This window comes from Embleya sp. NPDC059213 (assembly GCF_042754445.1).
Taxonomy (GTDB): domain Bacteria; phylum Actinomycetota; class Actinomycetes; order Streptomycetales; family Streptomycetaceae; genus Embleya.
In genome coordinates this window covers 20,463-37,217 of the sequence record NZ_JBHZAV010000048.1, presented here as the reverse complement: position 1 = coordinate 37,217, position 16,755 = coordinate 20,463, and the positions used below count along the sequence as shown (strand labels likewise).

The following is a 16,755-nucleotide window of genomic DNA, read 5'->3' as shown; positions in this document are numbered from 1 at the left end:
CCGCAGCCCCACGCCGAGGCCGGAGAGGGGGCTTCCGGGTCGAGTACCGCGACCGAGAGTCCGGCCCGTACCCTTCCGCCGATCGTCCGGGCCGTCCCGGCCCCGGGTGCGTGGTCGGCGTCGGCGTGGTGCCGGCCGGCGCCGACCGTGCCCGGTCCCCGCCGGCCCCCGAGTTCTCGTGGCGAGCGGGGGCCGGCGAGAGTGTTCGGACGACGGTCGACCCAAAGGTGGATCGTCTCGAAACCAGTAGTCCTCGGACTCCAGTTGGTCCCGGTAGGCGGCGGCGTCCATTGAAAGGCCGGGGAGGGGGCCGGTCGGTGGTGTCGGACCTGCCTGTTACGCGCGCCGCAGTCCCTGCGGTCGGCGGTGGGGTTCTCGCGCTGCGGGCGGTGGTTCGAGCTCGTGGTGCGGTCCCGGTCGGGCGGTGGCGGCGGTCTCCACGGCCGTCACCGCCCGTGTTCCCCGGTCTCAGTCGAAGAAGGGCCAGTTGCCGCGGATGGCCTTGGGGTAGCCGGGGTCGGTGTGATCGGCCTGCAAGTCGTAGCGGACGTACTGGTCGTCCTTGAAGAGGTAGACCTTGGTGGGGTTGGTGGCGTGGGGTGCGGCGGCGTCGATGCGGCGGGTGAAGGAGTCGGGCAGGCCCTGCCAGTTGCCCTTGATCGGCTTGGGGCCGGCCAGGAGTTTGTCCTGGGCGACGTTGTAGCGGACGTACTGGTTGTCCTTGAACAGCCAGGCGATCTCCGGGTCGCTCTGGTGGTTGACCGCGGCATCGATGCCGAGCTTGAACGGCGCCGGCAGGGCCGCCCAGCCGTCCGCGATGCTCTTGGGGTATCCCGGTGCGGTGGCGTCGGCTTCCAGGTCGTAGCGCACGTACTGGTCGTCCTTGAACAGGTAGCCGACGGTCGGCTTGTCCCGGCGGTTCAGCGCGGCGTCGACGCCGCGGGTGAAGGAGTCCGGCAGGCCCGGCCAGTTCCCGGCGATCTCCTTCGGCCCGCTCACCCCCTTGTCGGCCTTCAGGTCGTAACGCACGTACTGCCGGTCCTTGAGGAACCAGGCGATGTGCCCGTCGTTCCGGGACCGCAGAACCGCGTCGATCCGACGGTAGAAGCTCTCCTGTACATCGGTTGTCATGCGCATACCTCCGGGATTGCCGTGACGGACGAACCGGGCCGCCGCCGCGGGTGACCCGGACGTCCGGGCCCGGGTACGGCGAACGACCCATTACGGGCCTGCTCCACCAGCCGGTCGAACATGCCCGGATCACCCGAAGGAGTGGCACCCGGTCCATCACTTCGTGCCTGGCCGCCGCCGTATTGCCCGACGGGAGTGCACATGACACCTTGCCGTTCGGTCGGGGTCCGGCCTTCCGACATTGGCGATCGCGGGCCGGCGGGCGGGTGAGCGGCGGCCCGGTCCGACGCCGCCCGGTGGTGCCACCGAAGCCGGCGGGACGGCTGGTGCGGGCACGCCGGGGATCGGGTCCGGCGGGAAGCGCCCCGATGGCGCCGTGGGCTACGCGGAACGGCGGTCGCCCAAGGCGCGCCGGCCGCCCTCGGCGACGCGCCGACGCGAGGCGTGCCCGGGCGAAGCCCTTTGGCCCCGTGCGGAGTTGGATCATTCGACGGGGCGGCAACCGCGCGGGGCCGGTCGGAGCGTGTGCTCGTTCGGTTCGGATCCGGCCTCGGGCGAGGGTGGCCGTGGGACTGATCCCGACTCCGGCCAAGGGCCCGGTCGACGGGCCGGTCGGCTTCGCCGCCCTGGGTGCAGGCGCCTTGGTCCGGTCCGGTCACCCGGCCGACGACGGTCAGGTGGGTGCCGGTGACGCCGGTGCCCGGCTGGAAGGTGACGTCGGCCTTGGTGTCGAGTTTGGTGGGTGGCGTGTCGGCACCGGTCGGGCAGTGGGCGAGACCCGTGCAGAAGCAGGCGGAGTGGGCGGCGGCGATCGGTTCCTCGGGGCCGGTCTTCCGGTTCGGGGTCTCGGCGCGTGCCGGCCACGACACGGGGACCATGCATTCAGGGTTCGCGAACGGAACGACAACTCGGCCCGCTCACCGGGGATTCGAGCATGAACGCCACCCACATTCGCCTCGGGCGTCTTGCCCGCCAAGGCTCCCTGGCCCAACCAGGACAAGGCTGCTGCCGAATACGGACGTAACGCCCTCTCGGGTGTCCTCCCGTCGGGCCCGATCTCGCTCGGGCACCCGAGACGGCCTCGAGACTCGGGAAGTGTGCGGCTTCTGTGGGCGGTTGGGTGAGCGCGAAGCAAACGGGTGGTATTTCAGCGTGTTCGTGCGATCGACCCGGATCCGGTGGTCATGATGATGCCGCCGCTTCGCTCCCGGAGCGCTACTCGCCCACTTCCGATCCGAGGATCCATGAAGTTCTTCCGTGCCCTGTCGACGGCGACCGTGGTTGCCGTCGTCGGCACTTTCTTCGCGACCGTACCGACGACACCGGCGTCCGCCGCCGACTCCTTCGTGGTCGGCAAGGCCCAGTTCGAGAGGATGTTCCCGAACCGGAACCCCTTCTACACCCACAAGGGCCTGGTCGACGCCCTCGGCGCCTACCCGAGGTTCGCCGCCTCCGGCAGCGACGCCGTCCGCAGGCGCGAGGCGGCGGCCTTCCTCGCCAACGTCGCTCACGAGACCGGCGGCCTGAGGTACGTCGTCGAGCAGAACACCGCCGACTACCCGCACTACTGCGACCAATCACAGCCCTACGGATGCCCGGCCGGACAATCCGCGTACTACGGCCGCGGCCCGCTGCAACTCAGCTGGAACTTCAACTACAAGGCCGCCGGCGACGCCCTCGGCATCGACCTCCTGCACGACCCGTGGCAGGTCGAGAAGAACCCGGCCACATCCTGGAAAACCGGCCTGTGGTTCTGGAACACCCAGAGCGGCGCCGGACGCACGACCCCGCACGACGCGATGGTCGACGACAAGGGATTCGGCGAGACCATCCGCAGCATCAACGGCGCCCTGGAATGCGACGGCAAGAACCCCGACCAGCGCGACGACCGCATCAACCTGTACAAGCAGTTCGTCGACATCCTGGGCACCGACGTCGGCGGCGGCAACCTCTCCTGCTGAAGACCGACCGACGACCCCGCCCCGCACCATCGACTCCGCGCCGCGGAGCGCCGCAACGCCCGCACGGTGTCTGCCGGTCGCATTGTCGTGGGAACCGAGCCGCCGGCCACCGGGACCGGACCGGGCCGCGCTCTCGCGCCGCCGCGAGGTCCGCCGGATTCGGCCCCTGCCGTGTCGACCGCGCGCCCTCGACGGAGCCCCGCCGGGCCCGCCCACGCACCTGCGTCGGATCGTCGCCGAGGGCGGGCCCCGCCGTCACGGGGCGCGATGCCGACGCGGGAACGCCGACATCGGCACGCCCCACCCGCGCCGTCCACCGACCTTCGCGGTGGCGCCGGCACGCGGGTTGCCATGGTCGATGCGGAGTGGACGCACGTGGTGCGGGGGGAAGTCGTCGCGTTGCCGGGGACGTTGAGCGGTATCCGCGCGGCGCTTCCGGAGGACCGAAGCGCGGAGAGGCACACCGGCGGCCGAACCGGGGGCCGACCCCCGCGCGGTCCTCGATCCGGCCTCGGTTTCGACGAGGTCGCGCACGACACCCCCTTGAGCACCTGGTGCATTGCGTGGTCCTGGACTGGGCGTTGCCGCCCGAGGGCCACGCGGAGGCCGAGGAGGCCATGGGACGCGTCCGGCGGGGCGACAACACCGGTGTGTGTCGTCGACGCCGACGGCAGCCTGGTGACCGGCCCACCCCCACACTGAGGAGACCACGTGGCCCCCGGTACCGCGTGCAGTTCACCGACAGCGCCGAGAACAACATCGCCAACTCCCCACCACATGCCGGCAACGGTGGTGTCCGCTGGAGTGGTGTAGCAGCGATCACTTCTCGCGACTTGCTGCCACCACATCGCGCCGCTACACCCCACCGGGGGACGCGATCCGCACACCGGACCGCAGTCGACGCCCGTCACCCCCCAGCCCCGGCAGTCGGCCGACCCTGTTTATGCTCACGCCCATGGCACTCGAATGGGAACAGATCATCGTCGACTCCTCCGACCCCATCGTCCTCGGGCGCTGGTGGGCCGAGGCTCTCGGCTGGGTAGTGGTCGACGAATCCGAGGAGATCATCGAGATCCGGCCCGAGCCGGACCGGATGCCGGGGCTGCTCTTCGTGCCTGTCCCCGAGGGCAAGACGTCGAAGAACCGCCTCCACCCCGACTTCCGTCCCGACGACCAGGAGGCCGAGGTCGCCCGGCTGCTCTCCCTCGGTGCCCGGCGCGCCGGCACTATGCAGGACGAGCAGCACTGGGTGACCCTCCTCGACCCGGAGGGCAACGAATTCTGTGTCCTGGGTGAGCGGAAGAGCTGAGCGGACGGTGTCGGGCCGAGTGGCGTGGCGGCGATCTCGGCATGTCTCTGGTCATGGGGCGGCCATTGCGCAACTCTGCGAGTAGCGAAGCTCGTTGAGAGGTGACGCGATGGCCGTTTCCCAGCCTGACCTGCTCCGGCCGATGGAGTCACCGCGTACGGCGGACGGAACCGAGTCGGTCCGCGTTCCGGCCCGGCGGACCGAGCCGGTGGGAGTACGGGCGTTGGTCGTCGAAGTCGGAGAAGACGACGGTCGTGGGCTTGCCGTTTCTGCCGGGCAGGGCCGGCCAGTCCCGCCCCGTAGTCGATGACCCGGCTGCGTACGTTTCAGGCTCCGTGGGGCAGCACCTCCTGCGGCGTGGCGGGATCGACGGATCGCATCAGGACGTGGCGGCCGTCGGACTGCGGTTCCTTCCACCCCACTTCGTGGTCTCCCACGTACGTGGGCCAGGTGGGGCCTCCGCTCTGCTCGGCGGCGAGCCGGGCATCGATGGGGGAGGGCCGTGCGCCGCACTTGGGTGGTGCGTCGTCTGCGGTGGGGTTGTGCTGTTCATCGCCCCCGCCCAAGCGCGGGGGCGGCCCAGGCCCTCGGAACCGTGCCGACGTCGGGGACCTCCATTGCCTCCGCCGCGCCCACACCGTTGCGACCCGACCCGGACGTCCGTCGCCCGGACCCGTGCCCGCCGCCGACCGATCCCGGCGGCGGGCACGGGTCCGGAGTGTGGGGTCTACTTGTGGAAGATCTCGGCGATCGCCTTGCGGACACCCGCGGCCACCGCCGGGCGCAGGACCTTGCCGATGAAGTCACCCTCCGAGGTGTCGGTCACCCACGGGTCCATCGTGCAGGAGACGAGGTAGTCGACCGCGTCGATCCTCGGGTCGTCCTGGACACCGAGGCGGGCCGGCAGGGGAGCCAGGTAGTGGTTCTTGTACAGCTTCCGTTCGAATGCCGAGCTGCTGAGGATGACGTCGGGCTGGTCGTTCGGGGCGACCAGGCCCTTGGCACCCGCCTTGGCCGGGGCCACGTTCAGGATCTCGACGATCCTGCGGTTGAGCCGGTTGGCCTTGTCGAGGCTCGTGTTGGGCTTCCCGTCGATCCGGGCGTTGAACGCGTAGCCGATGATGATCTGGTCGGAGCCCAGTTCGGCGGGCAGTTCCATGGCCTCCGGGTCGGCCAGGATCTGTTCGTTGGACTTGACCACGATGCGGTCGTGGATGAACCGCAACTGCTCGCGCAGGGCCTTCTCGTCGTGGGGGTGTTCGCGCTCGGCGGGCAGTCGCTGGGCGGGCGCGACGACGATGTCCCCGTGGTCCAGGCCCAGGGTGACGATGGCGGCGTACAGGCGTTTGCTGTTGAACATCGCCTGACCCAGGATCCGGCCGTAGCCGGACTGGTCGGGCCTGACGACGCGGTGGCTCAGGAACACGCCCGCCGCAGCGGCGCCGGGCTTGGACCCCTCGATGCCGAACAGCCCGATCCCCTCCGCGCCCTGGTTGATGTACGGGACCGGGTCCGAACCGCGCGACGCCTTGCGCGCGGGGTACTTCGAGGTCTTCTTCGCGCTCGCGGTAGGTAACGGCTGCGGCGCACGTGGTCTCCCGGGCGCTCCGGCCGCGCCTGTGCGCCCGAGGCGCCCCACCGACGCCGGCCGTGTCCGCGCCGCCCTCCGTCGCGAGGCTCTCGGCGTCGCCCGCCTCACCGGCACCGCCACCATCGTCACGCCGTCCTCGACGCCGTTGCCGTCCTCCGTGCGTGTGCACGCGCCGAGTGTCCCGCTCAGGGCGACGGCCAACAGTAGTACCGGGATTCCCGATGACGATCGCATCGCCGTTCACCGTCCCCGTTCGTCGTGCGTGCGGGCTCACGGACCGGGCACGCCGAGCGCATCGTGGGGTGATCTTCGTCGAGCCGCAAGCGTGAAACCGTGGTGACACGTGTGCGTTCGGGGCCGAGGTGTCTCGTTCCCGATTCCCCGTGCTGCTATCAGGTGGTAGCTTGCGGGTCATGGCGAAGACACAGGTGAACCTCCGGTTGGAGGAGGCCGCGGCGGAAATGGCGCGGCAGGCTGCGGAGACACGGCGCATGCCGGTGAACGAGTACGTCGAACAGTTGATCCGCACGGACAACGAGCGTCTGCGCGAGGTGTTCCTCGCGGGCGCCCAGGAGGTCCTGGACGGCTACGGCGACCTGCTGGACGAGATCGAGGCACGCGGGTGAGTGTGGGCGTGGATCTGGCGTGGATCCTCGAGGTGGCACGTCGCGCGGGGCGCGACGATCCGGCCCCGGACGACTACGGGGTCCCGGTCGCGGCCGTGGAACGGCATCGGGCGGTGATCGCCGGACAGGACGTCTACCACGGCCCCTACGCCAAGGCCGCAGCGCTCGCGCACAGCCTGGGCCGCATGCGCTGGCTGGAGCACTCGAACCTGCGTGTGGCCGTCGCGGTGGCCCACGGCTACCTCGCGGCATGCGGCTTGTCGATCAAGCTCACCCAGGCCGGAGTCACCGCGCTCGCCGACGAGTTGACCAGCGCGTCCTCCACCGCGGCGAGCGTCGCGGCGGTCCTCAAGACGTGGGACACCACCGACTGAGTCGTCCCTCGAATCCGTCTTCGGTTGTCGGGCCACCAGCGGGGACACGATCGGGAACGCCATGAAGTGGATGTGGTGGACGGTTCCGCGGTGTGCGTCCACCGGTCGACCTCGGGTCGGCAGCCCTGGTCGACGGTCGCCTCACCTCGCCTCACCTCACCTCGGCTCGGCTCCTGGAACGCGAACCGGAATCGGGGACTCTCGCGAGCGCCTGCACGCTGTCCGCGAGACGTGGGGACAGTCGCGATGGCCGCCGATCGCGGAGGAGCCGGGGCCGTACGGATCCGCGGTGATCCGGTCCCTGCCCGCGTCGAAATGTTGCCGGACGTCGGGTGGCATGCCGTCGCGGACCGGGGCGGCCCCCGGTGCGTACGCCACGGTGCAGGCGATCCCACTGCCACTCCTGCCCGCGCCTGGACGAAGCCGCAGATGGGGCGATCGAATTGCTCGCCCCCTCGAACTCGTCGACGCTGTTGCCCGAGACGACGCCACGGCCGACCAGGCCCGCGCCGCACCCGCCCGCTTCATGGACACGGGCCGGATGCACGGCCACATGTCCTGCATCGCGGTGATCCTTTGCACGGCGAGCAGGTGGTTCCGCTCGCCATACCACGCCTGTTGACCGACAACGGCCCCGTCGGCGCTCGTATCGACGGTGACCGCGAGGCCGAAGTCGCGGACGGCGGGGCGGCCTTGCCCGTCCCACCAGCGCCAGGCCGCCTCCACGTCGACCGGACCTTCGGCCACCGATCGTATTGGTCGACTGGCCGACCCGGTCGTCCTGCCGCCGTACTCTCCCGACCTCTACCCGGTCGAGGGCAGTTGGGCGCAGCTGAAGAACGGACCTCCGGCCGACCTCGGCGCCCGTACCCTCGACGAGTTCGTCACCGTCGCCCGCCGAGGCCTGCGGCGCATCCAGCATCGCCCCGCACTCGTCAACGGCTTCGTCGCGGCAACCTCCCTGACGCAATGAACGACGACCATCGGATCCGCAAAGGTCAGTAAGTCGTGACGCCCTCAAGGGCCGTCATGAGGCGTGGTGTTCACCCGGGGCGGACGGCGATCAAACAGAGCCTCTTGGTGGCACGTGTGAAAGCGACATACAGATCACGTTCGCCGCTGGGGCGGGCCTCGATAATCTCCTGTGGGCCGACAACAATGCTCATATCGAACTCCAGGCCGCGCGCCTCGGATGCGGGTACGAGCCGCGCCCACTCCGTGATGCCGGCCGACGCCAGCTCGTCGAGTCGAGCGTCCGCGCAGATCACGGCCGGCAGGTCGCCCGGATTGGCGGCGGCCTGGGCCCGGAGCTCCCCGGCCACGGTCGCGGCGAGAGTGTGCGGAGATGCGGTGAGGCTGCGGGGAGGCTCGCCGTGGCGGATGGACCGGCTCGGCGTGCTGCCGGGGGCGATCCGCGCGAGCAGGGCCCGGGTGGCGGCCAGGATCTCCTTGGTCGTGCGGTAGCTGACCGTCAGTGTGTGCACGGTGAACCGGGTGCCGAGATGCGGTCCCAGCGCCTGGGCCCAGCCGCTCGCTGTCGTCGCGGGGCCCGCTTGGGCAAAATCGCCCACCAGCGTCATCGACCTGGCCGGGCATCGGCGCAGCACCATCCGCCATTGCATGGCGGTCAGTTCCTGGGCCTCGTCGACGACGATGTGCCCGAACGTCCGGCCCGTCGGCCCGTCCACCAGGTTCGCCGCCTCGTCCAGCAGCGCCACATCGGCATCGGTCCACGGAGCGTCGGCCGAGCGCAGCAGAGCGCGTTCGTCATCGGTGAGTGACGGCAGGTGTACGGCTGCGGTGAGGGCATCCGTGAGCAGGTCCCGAACCACCGTCTCGGGCGGCAGCCGTGGCCATAAGGACTCCACCACACCCTCGGTGTGGGCGTCGCCCATGAGGTTCGCGCGCAGCGCCTCCGCATCGAACAACTCGGCCGGATCGACGGTTGCCACGCCATCGAAGCCGAGAGCCCGCAGGTCGGCCTCGGCCGCGGCATCGAGGTCGAGGCTCGTGCCGTCGGTGATCTCGGCGTCGATGTGCGCGAGGGCCTCGGTGGCAGCACGCTCCAGCGTGCTTGTGACCGTGCCGATCAGGTGCTCCTTGAACACCTCCCGCGCACGGTTGTGCGCCAAGCCGCTCGCCACCGCAGACGCGCGGGCCGCCGCGACATCCCCGCTCGTCAAACGCACCCACTCCTGCCCCACACGTACGGCGGCCCGGGAGCCCGGAGGCGCCTGGCGGGAGCGCACCAGGTCCTTGAGCGCCTCAGCCATGACGGAGCTGCCCTTGAGCCGTGCAACATCGGACGGCTCCACAGCGGCGGGCACCACTCCGGCAAGCTCCCCGCACGTCGCCAGGACTACATCGTTCTCCCCGAGCGAGGGGAGTACACGCGAGACGTAGTCGAGGAACCGCGCGGTCGGCCCGAGCACCAGGACACCGCTCCTGGCGGCGCGCGGGAACGTATACAGCACGTACGCCGCCCGGTGTAGCGCCACGACGGTCTTGCCCGTGCCCGGTCCGCCCTCGACCACCGTCACCCCTCGATGAGGGGAACGAACAATCGCGTCCTGCTCCGCCTGCAACGTTGCCACTGCTGCACGCATCCGCCCCGTCCGCCGCGCCTCCAGCGCCTCCGTCAACGGGCCGTCGCCGACGATGTCGCCGGCTGTAGGCGCGGATCCGTCCAGCAACTCGTCACTCACCGCACGCACAACGCGTTCTTCCACCCGCAGGTGGCGGCGCCGCCGCAGCCCCATCGGATGGACCGTCGTCGCCGTATAGAAGGGCCGCGCCGCTTCCGCCCGCCAGTCGACGAGCAGCGGCAGCTCCCGGTCGTCCACGTGCAGGCCCAGCCGTCCGATGCGCAGGACGGTGCCGTCCGCGCCGTCGATCCGGCCGAACACCAGCCCCTCCTCGGCCCCTGCGAGCCGGTTGACATGCCCTGTCAGGCGCTCTGCGGCGACATCGCGCGCGTACATCCCTCCCACGCTGTCGGCCGACGACTTCAGCACGTCATGCAACCGGGCCCGCACGTCCGCCACTCGTTCGTCGAGCAGCCTGTACATAGCCGATACATGGGCCTGCTCCACCTCGACCTGCCATGCGGAACATTCATTCAACTGTGGCAAAGTCGTCCACCTCCTGGCTCGGCCCACCACTATGCAAATAAGTCTCCATAAAAGTAAGGCTTGACTTACTTGTCGGCCTCGGCCGCCCAAGCCCCATCGAATTTCCCCGGCACACTCCGGCGCGTCCGACCGACTGGCGAATGTCGTGACGGCTCAGTGGTCGGGTGAATTCCTCGGACGTTTGGTTACTGCCGCGATCGGAGTGGACTATTGCGTCCTTCTCGATGTCGATGCGGAGTGCGAGTGGCTTACGCGATGACCTCGCCGCGCCCGGACAAAGTCACCTGCCTCGCTTGCCGGGAGCATGCCCGGCGGGAGCACCTGCGCGTCGCGGCGTGGGTCGAGCGCTTGGGTGGCATGCCGGGATCGACCGTCGACCCCGTCCAAGCGAAACAAGCCGCAGACCGGCATCGCGAACTCGTAGGGAAGTTCGGTGAAGCAGAGGGCTGAGCCCACACGGATCTCCCGCAGTGTCACCTTGATCCGGTGCACGGTCGTCTCGCTCACGCCCGGCACCGTAGCGCCCGCATGGGTGGTGAACACGTTGACCGGCGCCGACGGGACCCGTCGGTGCCGGCGGTGGACGTCACCTCGTCGGCGGATCCGGCCGGTTACGGCGAGGATGGTGTCGTGGTGCCGTTGGTCAGCGCGGCTCGGACGATGCGGATGGCCTCGTCGGTGTCGATGCCGGCGCCGGCGATGACGGCGGCGTACTCGGCGGCGGCGCGGCGTGCCTGTTCGCGTCCCTTCTCGCCGGCCGCGGCCACGAACGAGCCGGCGGCTCGGCGGGTCTCGATCAGCCCTGCCTCCTCCAGCTCCCGGTAGGCCCGGCCGACGGTGTTGGCGGCCAGGCCGAGGTCGGCGGCCAGACGGCGGATGGTCGGCAGGCGGGTGCCCACGGCCAGTGTGTGGCTTCGGATCTGCCGGGCGAGCTGCGCACGGAGCTGCTCGAACGGCGGGACGGGCGAGGCCGAGTCGATGACGATCACCGGTTCACCGGCCGCTCGTGGCGTGCCGCGCCACCGTGCCGCTCGGTGCGGTCCGCGCCGTGATCAGGGCGAGCGTGCCGGCGCCCAGGACGACGAAGACGAGCCAGGCGGCGTTCCACCAGCCGAGCGCGGTGTCGAACACCGACGCGATCGGCAGGCACCACACCACGGTGGGCGCGGCGACCTCGCGGGCGTCCTCGACCCGCATGATGAGGTCGGCGGTCAGCGAGACCTCGTCGTCGGCCACGACCGGGTGCGTCAGGATATGGCGCAACTGCACGACCATGCCGACCGCGACCCCGCACAGGGCGATGAGCAGGACGAGCGCCGCGTAGCGCGCGGTGGAGTCCCGCATCGTCAGGGCGGCGATCGCCAGTGCCGTCGCGCCGGCGAACGTGGCGACCGCGAACGCGGCGCGCGGCCCGCCGAGAACGGTGCGCCAGCCGAGCCGGACCGGGTGGGCGGCCCGCCGCGGCAACGTCGCGCCGGCCCGCCGGTCGACCCGCCGTACCCACCGGTCCAGCAGCGACTGGGCCAGTACCAGCCCGGCCGCCGCCGCCGTCAGGGCGAGCAACGACCAGTGGCGGTAGGGCCAGGACCCGTCGGCCGCGGTGTCGTCGGGCCGGTGGGTGACGTGGATGAGGGCCGCGACGATGATGAACGCCGCCGGCAGGACGTGGGCGGCCAGACGGGTACCTCGCCGGACCGCCAGACGCATGGCCAGCAAGGGTGTCGGCCGGACGTCGGCCAGGCCGTGCCCGGCCAGCCACACGCCGGCCCGCTCGAGATCCGCCGGGCGCATCGACCGGGCACTGTTCGGAGTCGTTCCTTTCGGCATGACGCCTCCTTGTCTCACCTCTTGCCTCAACATGGTGCGTCAAGGCTTGCGACAAGTCAACGACGAGGCGGTCGGCGGCGGCTGCCTCACCCGCGCCGCGCGGTCGACGAACTCCGCGCCGCCGGGGCCGCGTTGGACGCCGCGATCGGCGACACCGACATCCTGCTCGACCTGCTCGACCTGCTCGGCTTCCTCGGCCTCCCGGGGCCACGAGCCGGCCGGGTCGGTGCCCACCCGGCCGAACATCGCGACCCGGCGGCCCAGTCGGGCGGCCGCGACCGCCCGGTTCACGCCCTTGCCGCCGGTCGGCCGCAGCAGGTTGCGGCCGGACACGGTCTCGCCCGGGCTCGGCAGCCGTGCCCTGTGGCGGGTGAGGCCGACGTCGAGGGAGCCGACCACCGCCATGTCCGGGGTGGTGGCCGGCCGGTGGTCCTCGGAGTAGGTGTGCCGGTCGGGCGGTCGTCGACGTGCCGAACCCGCGTACACCGCGGCCGCGGGGTGATGCTCCGAACGGGGCAAGTCGGCGCGACACGTGATGTCGCCGGGCGGGACACGCCGGGCTCGAACACCGGGGGGCGCTATCGAGGAGGCATGACGACACCCGGTACCGACACGCCGCCCACTTCGCGCGTCCCGTCACCACGTATAGCCGGGCGACGCCGGAGCTTCGACGAACTCGCGCTCTCGGGGCTTGCCTTCGAGTGTCCCGGGGACGGCGGGCCCACGCTCGACGTCGCCCATCGAAGGTGGGGGTGCATCCGAAATCTCTTGACCGCCGAGGAAATCACCCGCTTCCTCGCCCTCGTCACCGCCGTCTACCTGCCGGGGCAGGGCCGGCGGAACACCGATCGTTGTGTCGAAGGGAGCTCGCGGCGCGTCGTCGACGCCTTCACCGCGCACGTCGGGGAACGAACGGCGGTCACCGAGGCCGTGGACACCACCCACGTGGCCCAGTTCGCCGGTCACGACCGTGACCGGAGCGTCGGGTGCGGCGGGCACCGGGACGAGGACGCACGCCAGGAACGTGGTCCTGATCTCCCGGAAGGGCCCCTCCCCGCCCAGGAGTGCGATGGTCCGGGGAGTGGTCGCCTTCGGGTTTGCCTCGGGCACCGACATCTTCGTCTCGATCGTCTTGTCCAGGACGCGGGGGAGCAGCCGGGTGCCCGAGGCGCTCCCGAAGACCTGCCGGGCACGGGGCGGGCGGTGACGGTGGTCGTCTGCGCCATGCGTTCGTCCCTGCGGGCGTCGTCCAGGACGATCTCGCGCAGGTCGGCGGTCCGACTTCCCGGTGCGAAGGCGGGATCGAGGGTGTCGGGCCTGTCTGCGGTGATCGACATGAACGCCGCGTACCGCTCGCATACCGCCGCCGGTCCGGGCGCGGCTGCGACGCGTGCGGCCCCGGAAGCGTCCCGGGCGACGTCCTCGGGCTTCGGGCGTCCCGTGGCACGACCCACGCGGCGGGTGGCCGGTCGGATGTCCGCTGCGGGCGTTGCGGTGGGACCGCAGCACAAGGTCGGCGGCGGCAGCCGCGCGGCCCACCTTCGCCCGGTGATGGCCGGCGGGTCGTCCGAGACCCTGGGGCCTTGCACGGAAGCACCCTTCCCGCAGGGACGCCCCCGGTCGGGTCGGCGGCACCTCGACCCGCCGATGTGCCCCGGGAGTCAGGCTGTCCGCAGGCGCGGGCAGGAAGTGCCGACCGCACCGGCATCGAAGGAGAGGTTCCCTTGCGCATCCTGCTGATCGCCGACGCGTTCAACAGTCTGACCCAGCGCCTGCACACGGTCCTGCGGGACCTGGGCCATACCGTCTGCGTGCAACTCGCGCTCGGCGAGCACGCACTGCGGGAGGGGGTGGACCGGACGAGCCCCGACCTGGTCCTCGCACCCATGTTGACCACCGCCGTGCCGGAGGACATCTGGTCCGCCCGGCCCGTCCTGATCGTGCACCCCGGACCGCTCGGCGACCGCGGCCCCTCGTCCCTCGACTGGGCGCTCCACGACGAAGCGCGGGAGTGGGGTGTCACCGTGCTCCAGGCGGCCGCCGAGATGGACGCCGGCGACGCATGGGCCTCCGTACCGTTCCGCATGCCGACCGGAGTGGCGAAGAGCGACCTGTACCGCGGCGAGGTCGCGGAGGCGGCGGTTCAGGCAGTGCTGCTTGCGGTGGAACGATTCGCCGACCCGGACCGGACTCCCGTGGCGCTCGATCCCTCCGCCCCGGACGCCCGAGGCCGGCTGCGCCCGTACCACGACCAGAGCCACCGCCGGATCGACTGGGCCGTCGACGACACCCGGACCGTGCTGCGCAAACTGCGTGCGGCGGACTCCCGCCCGGGAGTCCTGGACGAACTCCACGGCACCGCCTACTACCTGCATGGCGGTCACCCCGAGGACGAACTCCGCGATGGGACCCCGGGGCGGATCCTGGCCACCCGCGACGGGGCGATCTGCCGAGCCACCACCGACGGCGCGGTCTGGATCCCCGAACTGCGACGAAGCCGCGCGAAGGGCTCGCCACCGGCCTGGAAGCTCCCGGCGGCAGACGTCCTGGCAGCGCACCTGGCCGATGTCCCGGACGTGCCGGTGTCCCCCGAGCAGGCCGCGTACCGCGCCACGTACGCGCAGATCCGCTACACCGAGGAAGGACCGGTCGGCTTCCTGGAGTTCTCCTTCCCCGGCGGCGCCATGAGCACGAGCCAGTGCCGACGCCTGCTGGCCGCCTACCGCGCCGCTTGCACCCGGCCCACCTCGGTGCTCGTGCTCGGCCCCGAGCGGGACATTTTCTCGAACGGCATCCACCTCGGCGTGATCGAAGCCGCCACCGACCCCGTGTCCGAGTCATGGTCCAACATCACCGCCATGAACGATCTGGTCGAGGCCGTCCTGACCACGACCGACCGGCTCACCGTCGCCGCCCTGCCCGGCAGCGCGGCGGCCGGCGGCCTGATGCTGGCTCTGGCCGCCGACGAGGTCTGGTGCCGCGAAGCGGCCGTCCTCAACCCGCACTATCGGCTGATGGGCCTGCACGGATCGGAGTACTGGACCTACACCCTGCCCCGCCGTGTCGGCGCCGAGACCGCCCACCGATTGACCACCGAGGCCCTCCCGCTGAGCGCGTCCCGGGCCGAGTCCCTGGGCCTGATCGAAGCCTCGATCCGGGACACTCCGGCCGGGTTCCGCACCCGGGTGGCCCGTCACGCCGCCGAACTGGCCGCATCCGACTCGACAGCCGCCCGCCTGGGTCGCAAGAAGCAACGGCTCGAGGAGAACGAGGGCACCCGCCCGCTGGCGTCCTACCGCGCCGCCGAACTCGATGAAATGGCCCGCAACTTCCGTGGCGGCCCGGGCGAACGCTACCCGGAGCTGCGCCGGGCCTTCGTGCTCAAGACCCGACCGCTGCATACCCCCGACCACCTCACCCGGCTCTGCGCTCCACCGTGCTGACCCGCAGGCCCGCTTCCTGACCTCCGGCAGCCGTCGACGTGCTCCTCGGCGCTTTGGGGCGAGGCGTGCCGCCGAGCCCCGACGGGGACGTCTGCCGGGGCGGGGCCGTCGCTGCAAGGACGGCTGAGCGGTGGAACCTGCCTCGATCGCGGACCTGTTGATGTCGACGGGCCGTATGCCGGCGGCAGGGGAGCAGGCGTTCCGCGATGTCGACCGCCCATTTCCAGCCGGACCGGAACGCGGCCACCGGTATGCGAGAGGGCGGCGCCGAGGGGCGTCGGTGTTGTACCGCGTGGTCGCGCCCGGCCGGTGCCCTGGGTGTGGTGTCGGGCAGGGTGGGGCAGCCGGGCGGGCGCGAATACCGTCGCGTCTGCACGGCGCCGTCCGCGACTTCGGCGGCGGTATCGCCCGCCGGATGGACGCCACGTCGTTGCCGGCGGGACCACCGATTGCGGCGTGCGGGAATCCGTCGTCCCCTCGCAAGCGTATTCGGCCGGATTCCGCCTCCGGCGGGGCGTCCGGGCGCGGGGTCCCGTTACCTGGACGGCCGGCACCCCGTGAGTTCCTGCCACCGGTCACACGCTTCGCTCAGCCCGGCCAGGGCCTCCTTCCGACGGCTGTCGCGGCCTCGACCGGTCAGTACCTGCGACAGATGCCGACGGGCCTCCTCCAGATCCGCGGTGTCCTGCCGGGCCTCGTCCAACTCTTCCTGCCTCCGTTCGAGCCACGCGGGCAGGTGGGACCGGAAATCGTTCTCGGCCGCCACGGCGTTCTGGATCGCCACCGCGAAGTCGCGCACCCGTTCCTCGTCGAAGAGCCGCACGTTCTCCGCCTCCTCCACCGAACCGGGTGCATGACGATGGGGGTACTTGGCCCGGTGCACCCTGCCATCGGGCCGCGTCAGGTAGACGGAATGGGTCAGTGCTCCGGACTCGAAGCGTGTCTGGAGGCCGGCGAGCGGAATCGTCCCCGCGCGGGACGAGACCACCGCGTGCTCGTACAACACGAGTTCCCCGACTCGCTCCTTCCGGTGCACGCCCAGGCCCGGGTCGCGAAGATCCTCGACCGCGCTCCAGCGTGTCCAGCCGCCGGTCGTGCCGGGCGCTCTCCGCCTCGACCCGTTTCCGCGCGGCCGTCTCCAACCTGCCGAGCGCCTTCTCCACGCCACGCAACTCCCGCCGTGCCCGGGCCAGATCCTCCCGATCGCTCGCGTAACCCGCGCCGAAGGCGAAAGCCCACCCTCCGGGATACCTGCTCCGCCACCAGGTCACCAGAACCGCACCGCCGAGCAGCACGAACAGAACCGCGCGCACGCCTGCCACCCCACCCCTCCTCAGCCCTCGTCCGTCGCATCCGCTCTGT

The 16,755-nt window shown here is 71.2% G+C and carries 15 protein-coding genes and 1 pseudogene; 6 read left to right on the top strand and 10 right to left on the bottom strand.

The features are described 5' to 3' along the window. Window positions 1-468: 468 nt before the first annotated feature. A complete protein-coding gene (locus tag ACFXMF_RS19720; RefSeq protein ID WP_379992608.1) occupies window positions 469-1,131 on the bottom strand; it encodes a hemopexin repeat-containing protein in 663 nt (220 codons plus the stop codon). A 590-nt stretch (window positions 1,132-1,721) separates the two neighbouring features. Beyond that, window positions 1,722-2,000: pseudogene (locus ACFXMF_RS19715) on the bottom strand (peroxiredoxin); the annotation flags it as partial. 375 nt (window positions 2,001-2,375) lie between these two features. On the opposite strand from ACFXMF_RS19715, the gene ACFXMF_RS19710 reads away from it, so the two are divergent. Both ACFXMF_RS19710 and ACFXMF_RS19705 read left to right on the top strand, forming a co-directional pair. Continuing rightward, window positions 2,376-3,092: a chitinase gene (locus ACFXMF_RS19710; protein WP_379992607.1), complete on the top strand. Its 717-nt coding sequence runs from the start codon at window positions 2,376-2,378 to the stop codon at window positions 3,090-3,092. A gap of 955 nt (window positions 3,093-4,047) precedes the next feature. Beyond that, a complete protein-coding gene (locus ACFXMF_RS19705; RefSeq protein ID WP_379992606.1) occupies window positions 4,048-4,401 on the top strand; it encodes a VOC family protein in 354 nt (117 codons plus the stop codon). A 727-nt stretch (window positions 4,402-5,128) separates the two neighbouring features. On the opposite strand, the gene ACFXMF_RS19700 is transcribed toward ACFXMF_RS19705, so the two are convergent. Continuing rightward, window positions 5,129-6,040 carry a hypothetical protein gene (locus tag ACFXMF_RS19700; protein ID WP_379989067.1) on the bottom strand — a complete coding sequence of 304 codons (912 nt, stop codon included), beginning with the start codon at window positions 6,038-6,040 and terminating at the stop codon, window positions 5,129-5,131. 365 nt (window positions 6,041-6,405) lie between these two features. On the opposite strand from ACFXMF_RS19700, the gene ACFXMF_RS19695 reads away from it, so the two are divergent. The 3 genes from ACFXMF_RS19695 to ACFXMF_RS19685 all read left to right on the top strand — a co-directional run bounded on the left by ACFXMF_RS19695 (window position 6,406) and on the right by ACFXMF_RS19685 (window position 7,965). Next, window positions 6,406-6,618, top strand: coding sequence for a hypothetical protein (locus ACFXMF_RS19695; RefSeq protein WP_360315326.1), 213 nt, complete (start codon window positions 6,406-6,408; stop codon window positions 6,616-6,618). A gap of 32 nt (window positions 6,619-6,650) precedes the next feature. Next, window positions 6,651-6,992, top strand: a complete 342-nt coding sequence (locus ACFXMF_RS19690) for a fic family toxin-antitoxin system, toxin component (RefSeq protein WP_379989065.1) — start codon at window positions 6,651-6,653, stop codon at window positions 6,990-6,992. Between the two features lie 655 nt (window positions 6,993-7,647). Then, complete coding sequence (locus tag ACFXMF_RS19685) at window positions 7,648-7,965, top strand: hypothetical protein (RefSeq protein ID WP_379989063.1); 318 nt, start codon at window positions 7,648-7,650, stop codon at window positions 7,963-7,965. A 70-nt stretch (window positions 7,966-8,035) separates the two neighbouring features. Here ACFXMF_RS19685 and ACFXMF_RS19680 read toward each other — a convergent pair whose 3' ends face one another. From ACFXMF_RS19680 to ACFXMF_RS19655, 6 genes are all read right to left on the bottom strand, one after another. Then, window positions 8,036-10,060: an AAA family ATPase gene (locus tag ACFXMF_RS19680; protein ID WP_360315322.1), complete on the bottom strand. Its 2,025-nt coding sequence runs from the start codon at window positions 10,058-10,060 to the stop codon at window positions 8,036-8,038. A 270-nt stretch (window positions 10,061-10,330) separates the two neighbouring features. Further along, window positions 10,331-10,630 (bottom strand): hypothetical protein, encoded by a 300-nt coding sequence (locus ACFXMF_RS19675; protein ID WP_379989061.1) that lies wholly within the window; start codon window positions 10,628-10,630, stop codon window positions 10,331-10,333. A 104-nt stretch (window positions 10,631-10,734) separates the two neighbouring features. Continuing rightward, on the bottom strand, window positions 10,735-11,112 hold the full coding sequence (locus ACFXMF_RS19670; protein WP_379989059.1) for a GntR family transcriptional regulator: 378 nt from the start codon (window positions 11,110-11,112) through the stop codon (window positions 10,735-10,737). A gap of 4 nt (window positions 11,113-11,116) precedes the next feature. Beyond that, window positions 11,117-11,950: a hypothetical protein gene (locus tag ACFXMF_RS19665; protein ID WP_379989058.1), complete on the bottom strand. Its 834-nt coding sequence runs from the start codon at window positions 11,948-11,950 to the stop codon at window positions 11,117-11,119. Window positions 11,951-11,989: 39 nt separating this feature from the next. Further along, a complete protein-coding gene (locus ACFXMF_RS19660) occupies window positions 11,990-12,469 on the bottom strand; it encodes a PfkB family carbohydrate kinase (RefSeq protein WP_379989056.1) in 480 nt (159 codons plus the stop codon). Window positions 12,470-12,586: 117 nt separating this feature from the next. After that, window positions 12,587-12,916, bottom strand: a complete 330-nt coding sequence (locus tag ACFXMF_RS19655) for a hypothetical protein (RefSeq protein ID WP_360315312.1) — start codon at window positions 12,914-12,916, stop codon at window positions 12,587-12,589. A gap of 758 nt (window positions 12,917-13,674) precedes the next feature. On the opposite strand from ACFXMF_RS19655, the gene ACFXMF_RS19650 reads away from it, so the two are divergent. After that, window positions 13,675-15,393 carry a hydrogenase maturation protein gene (locus ACFXMF_RS19650; RefSeq protein ID WP_379989055.1) on the top strand — a complete coding sequence of 573 codons (1,719 nt, stop codon included), beginning with the start codon at window positions 13,675-13,677 and terminating at the stop codon, window positions 15,391-15,393. Between the two features lie 535 nt (window positions 15,394-15,928). Here the strand turns inward: ACFXMF_RS19650 and ACFXMF_RS19645 are convergent. Then, window positions 15,929-16,399, bottom strand: a complete 471-nt coding sequence (locus ACFXMF_RS19645) for a hypothetical protein (protein ID WP_380017986.1) — start codon at window positions 16,397-16,399, stop codon at window positions 15,929-15,931. Window positions 16,400-16,755 lie beyond the last annotated feature (356 nt).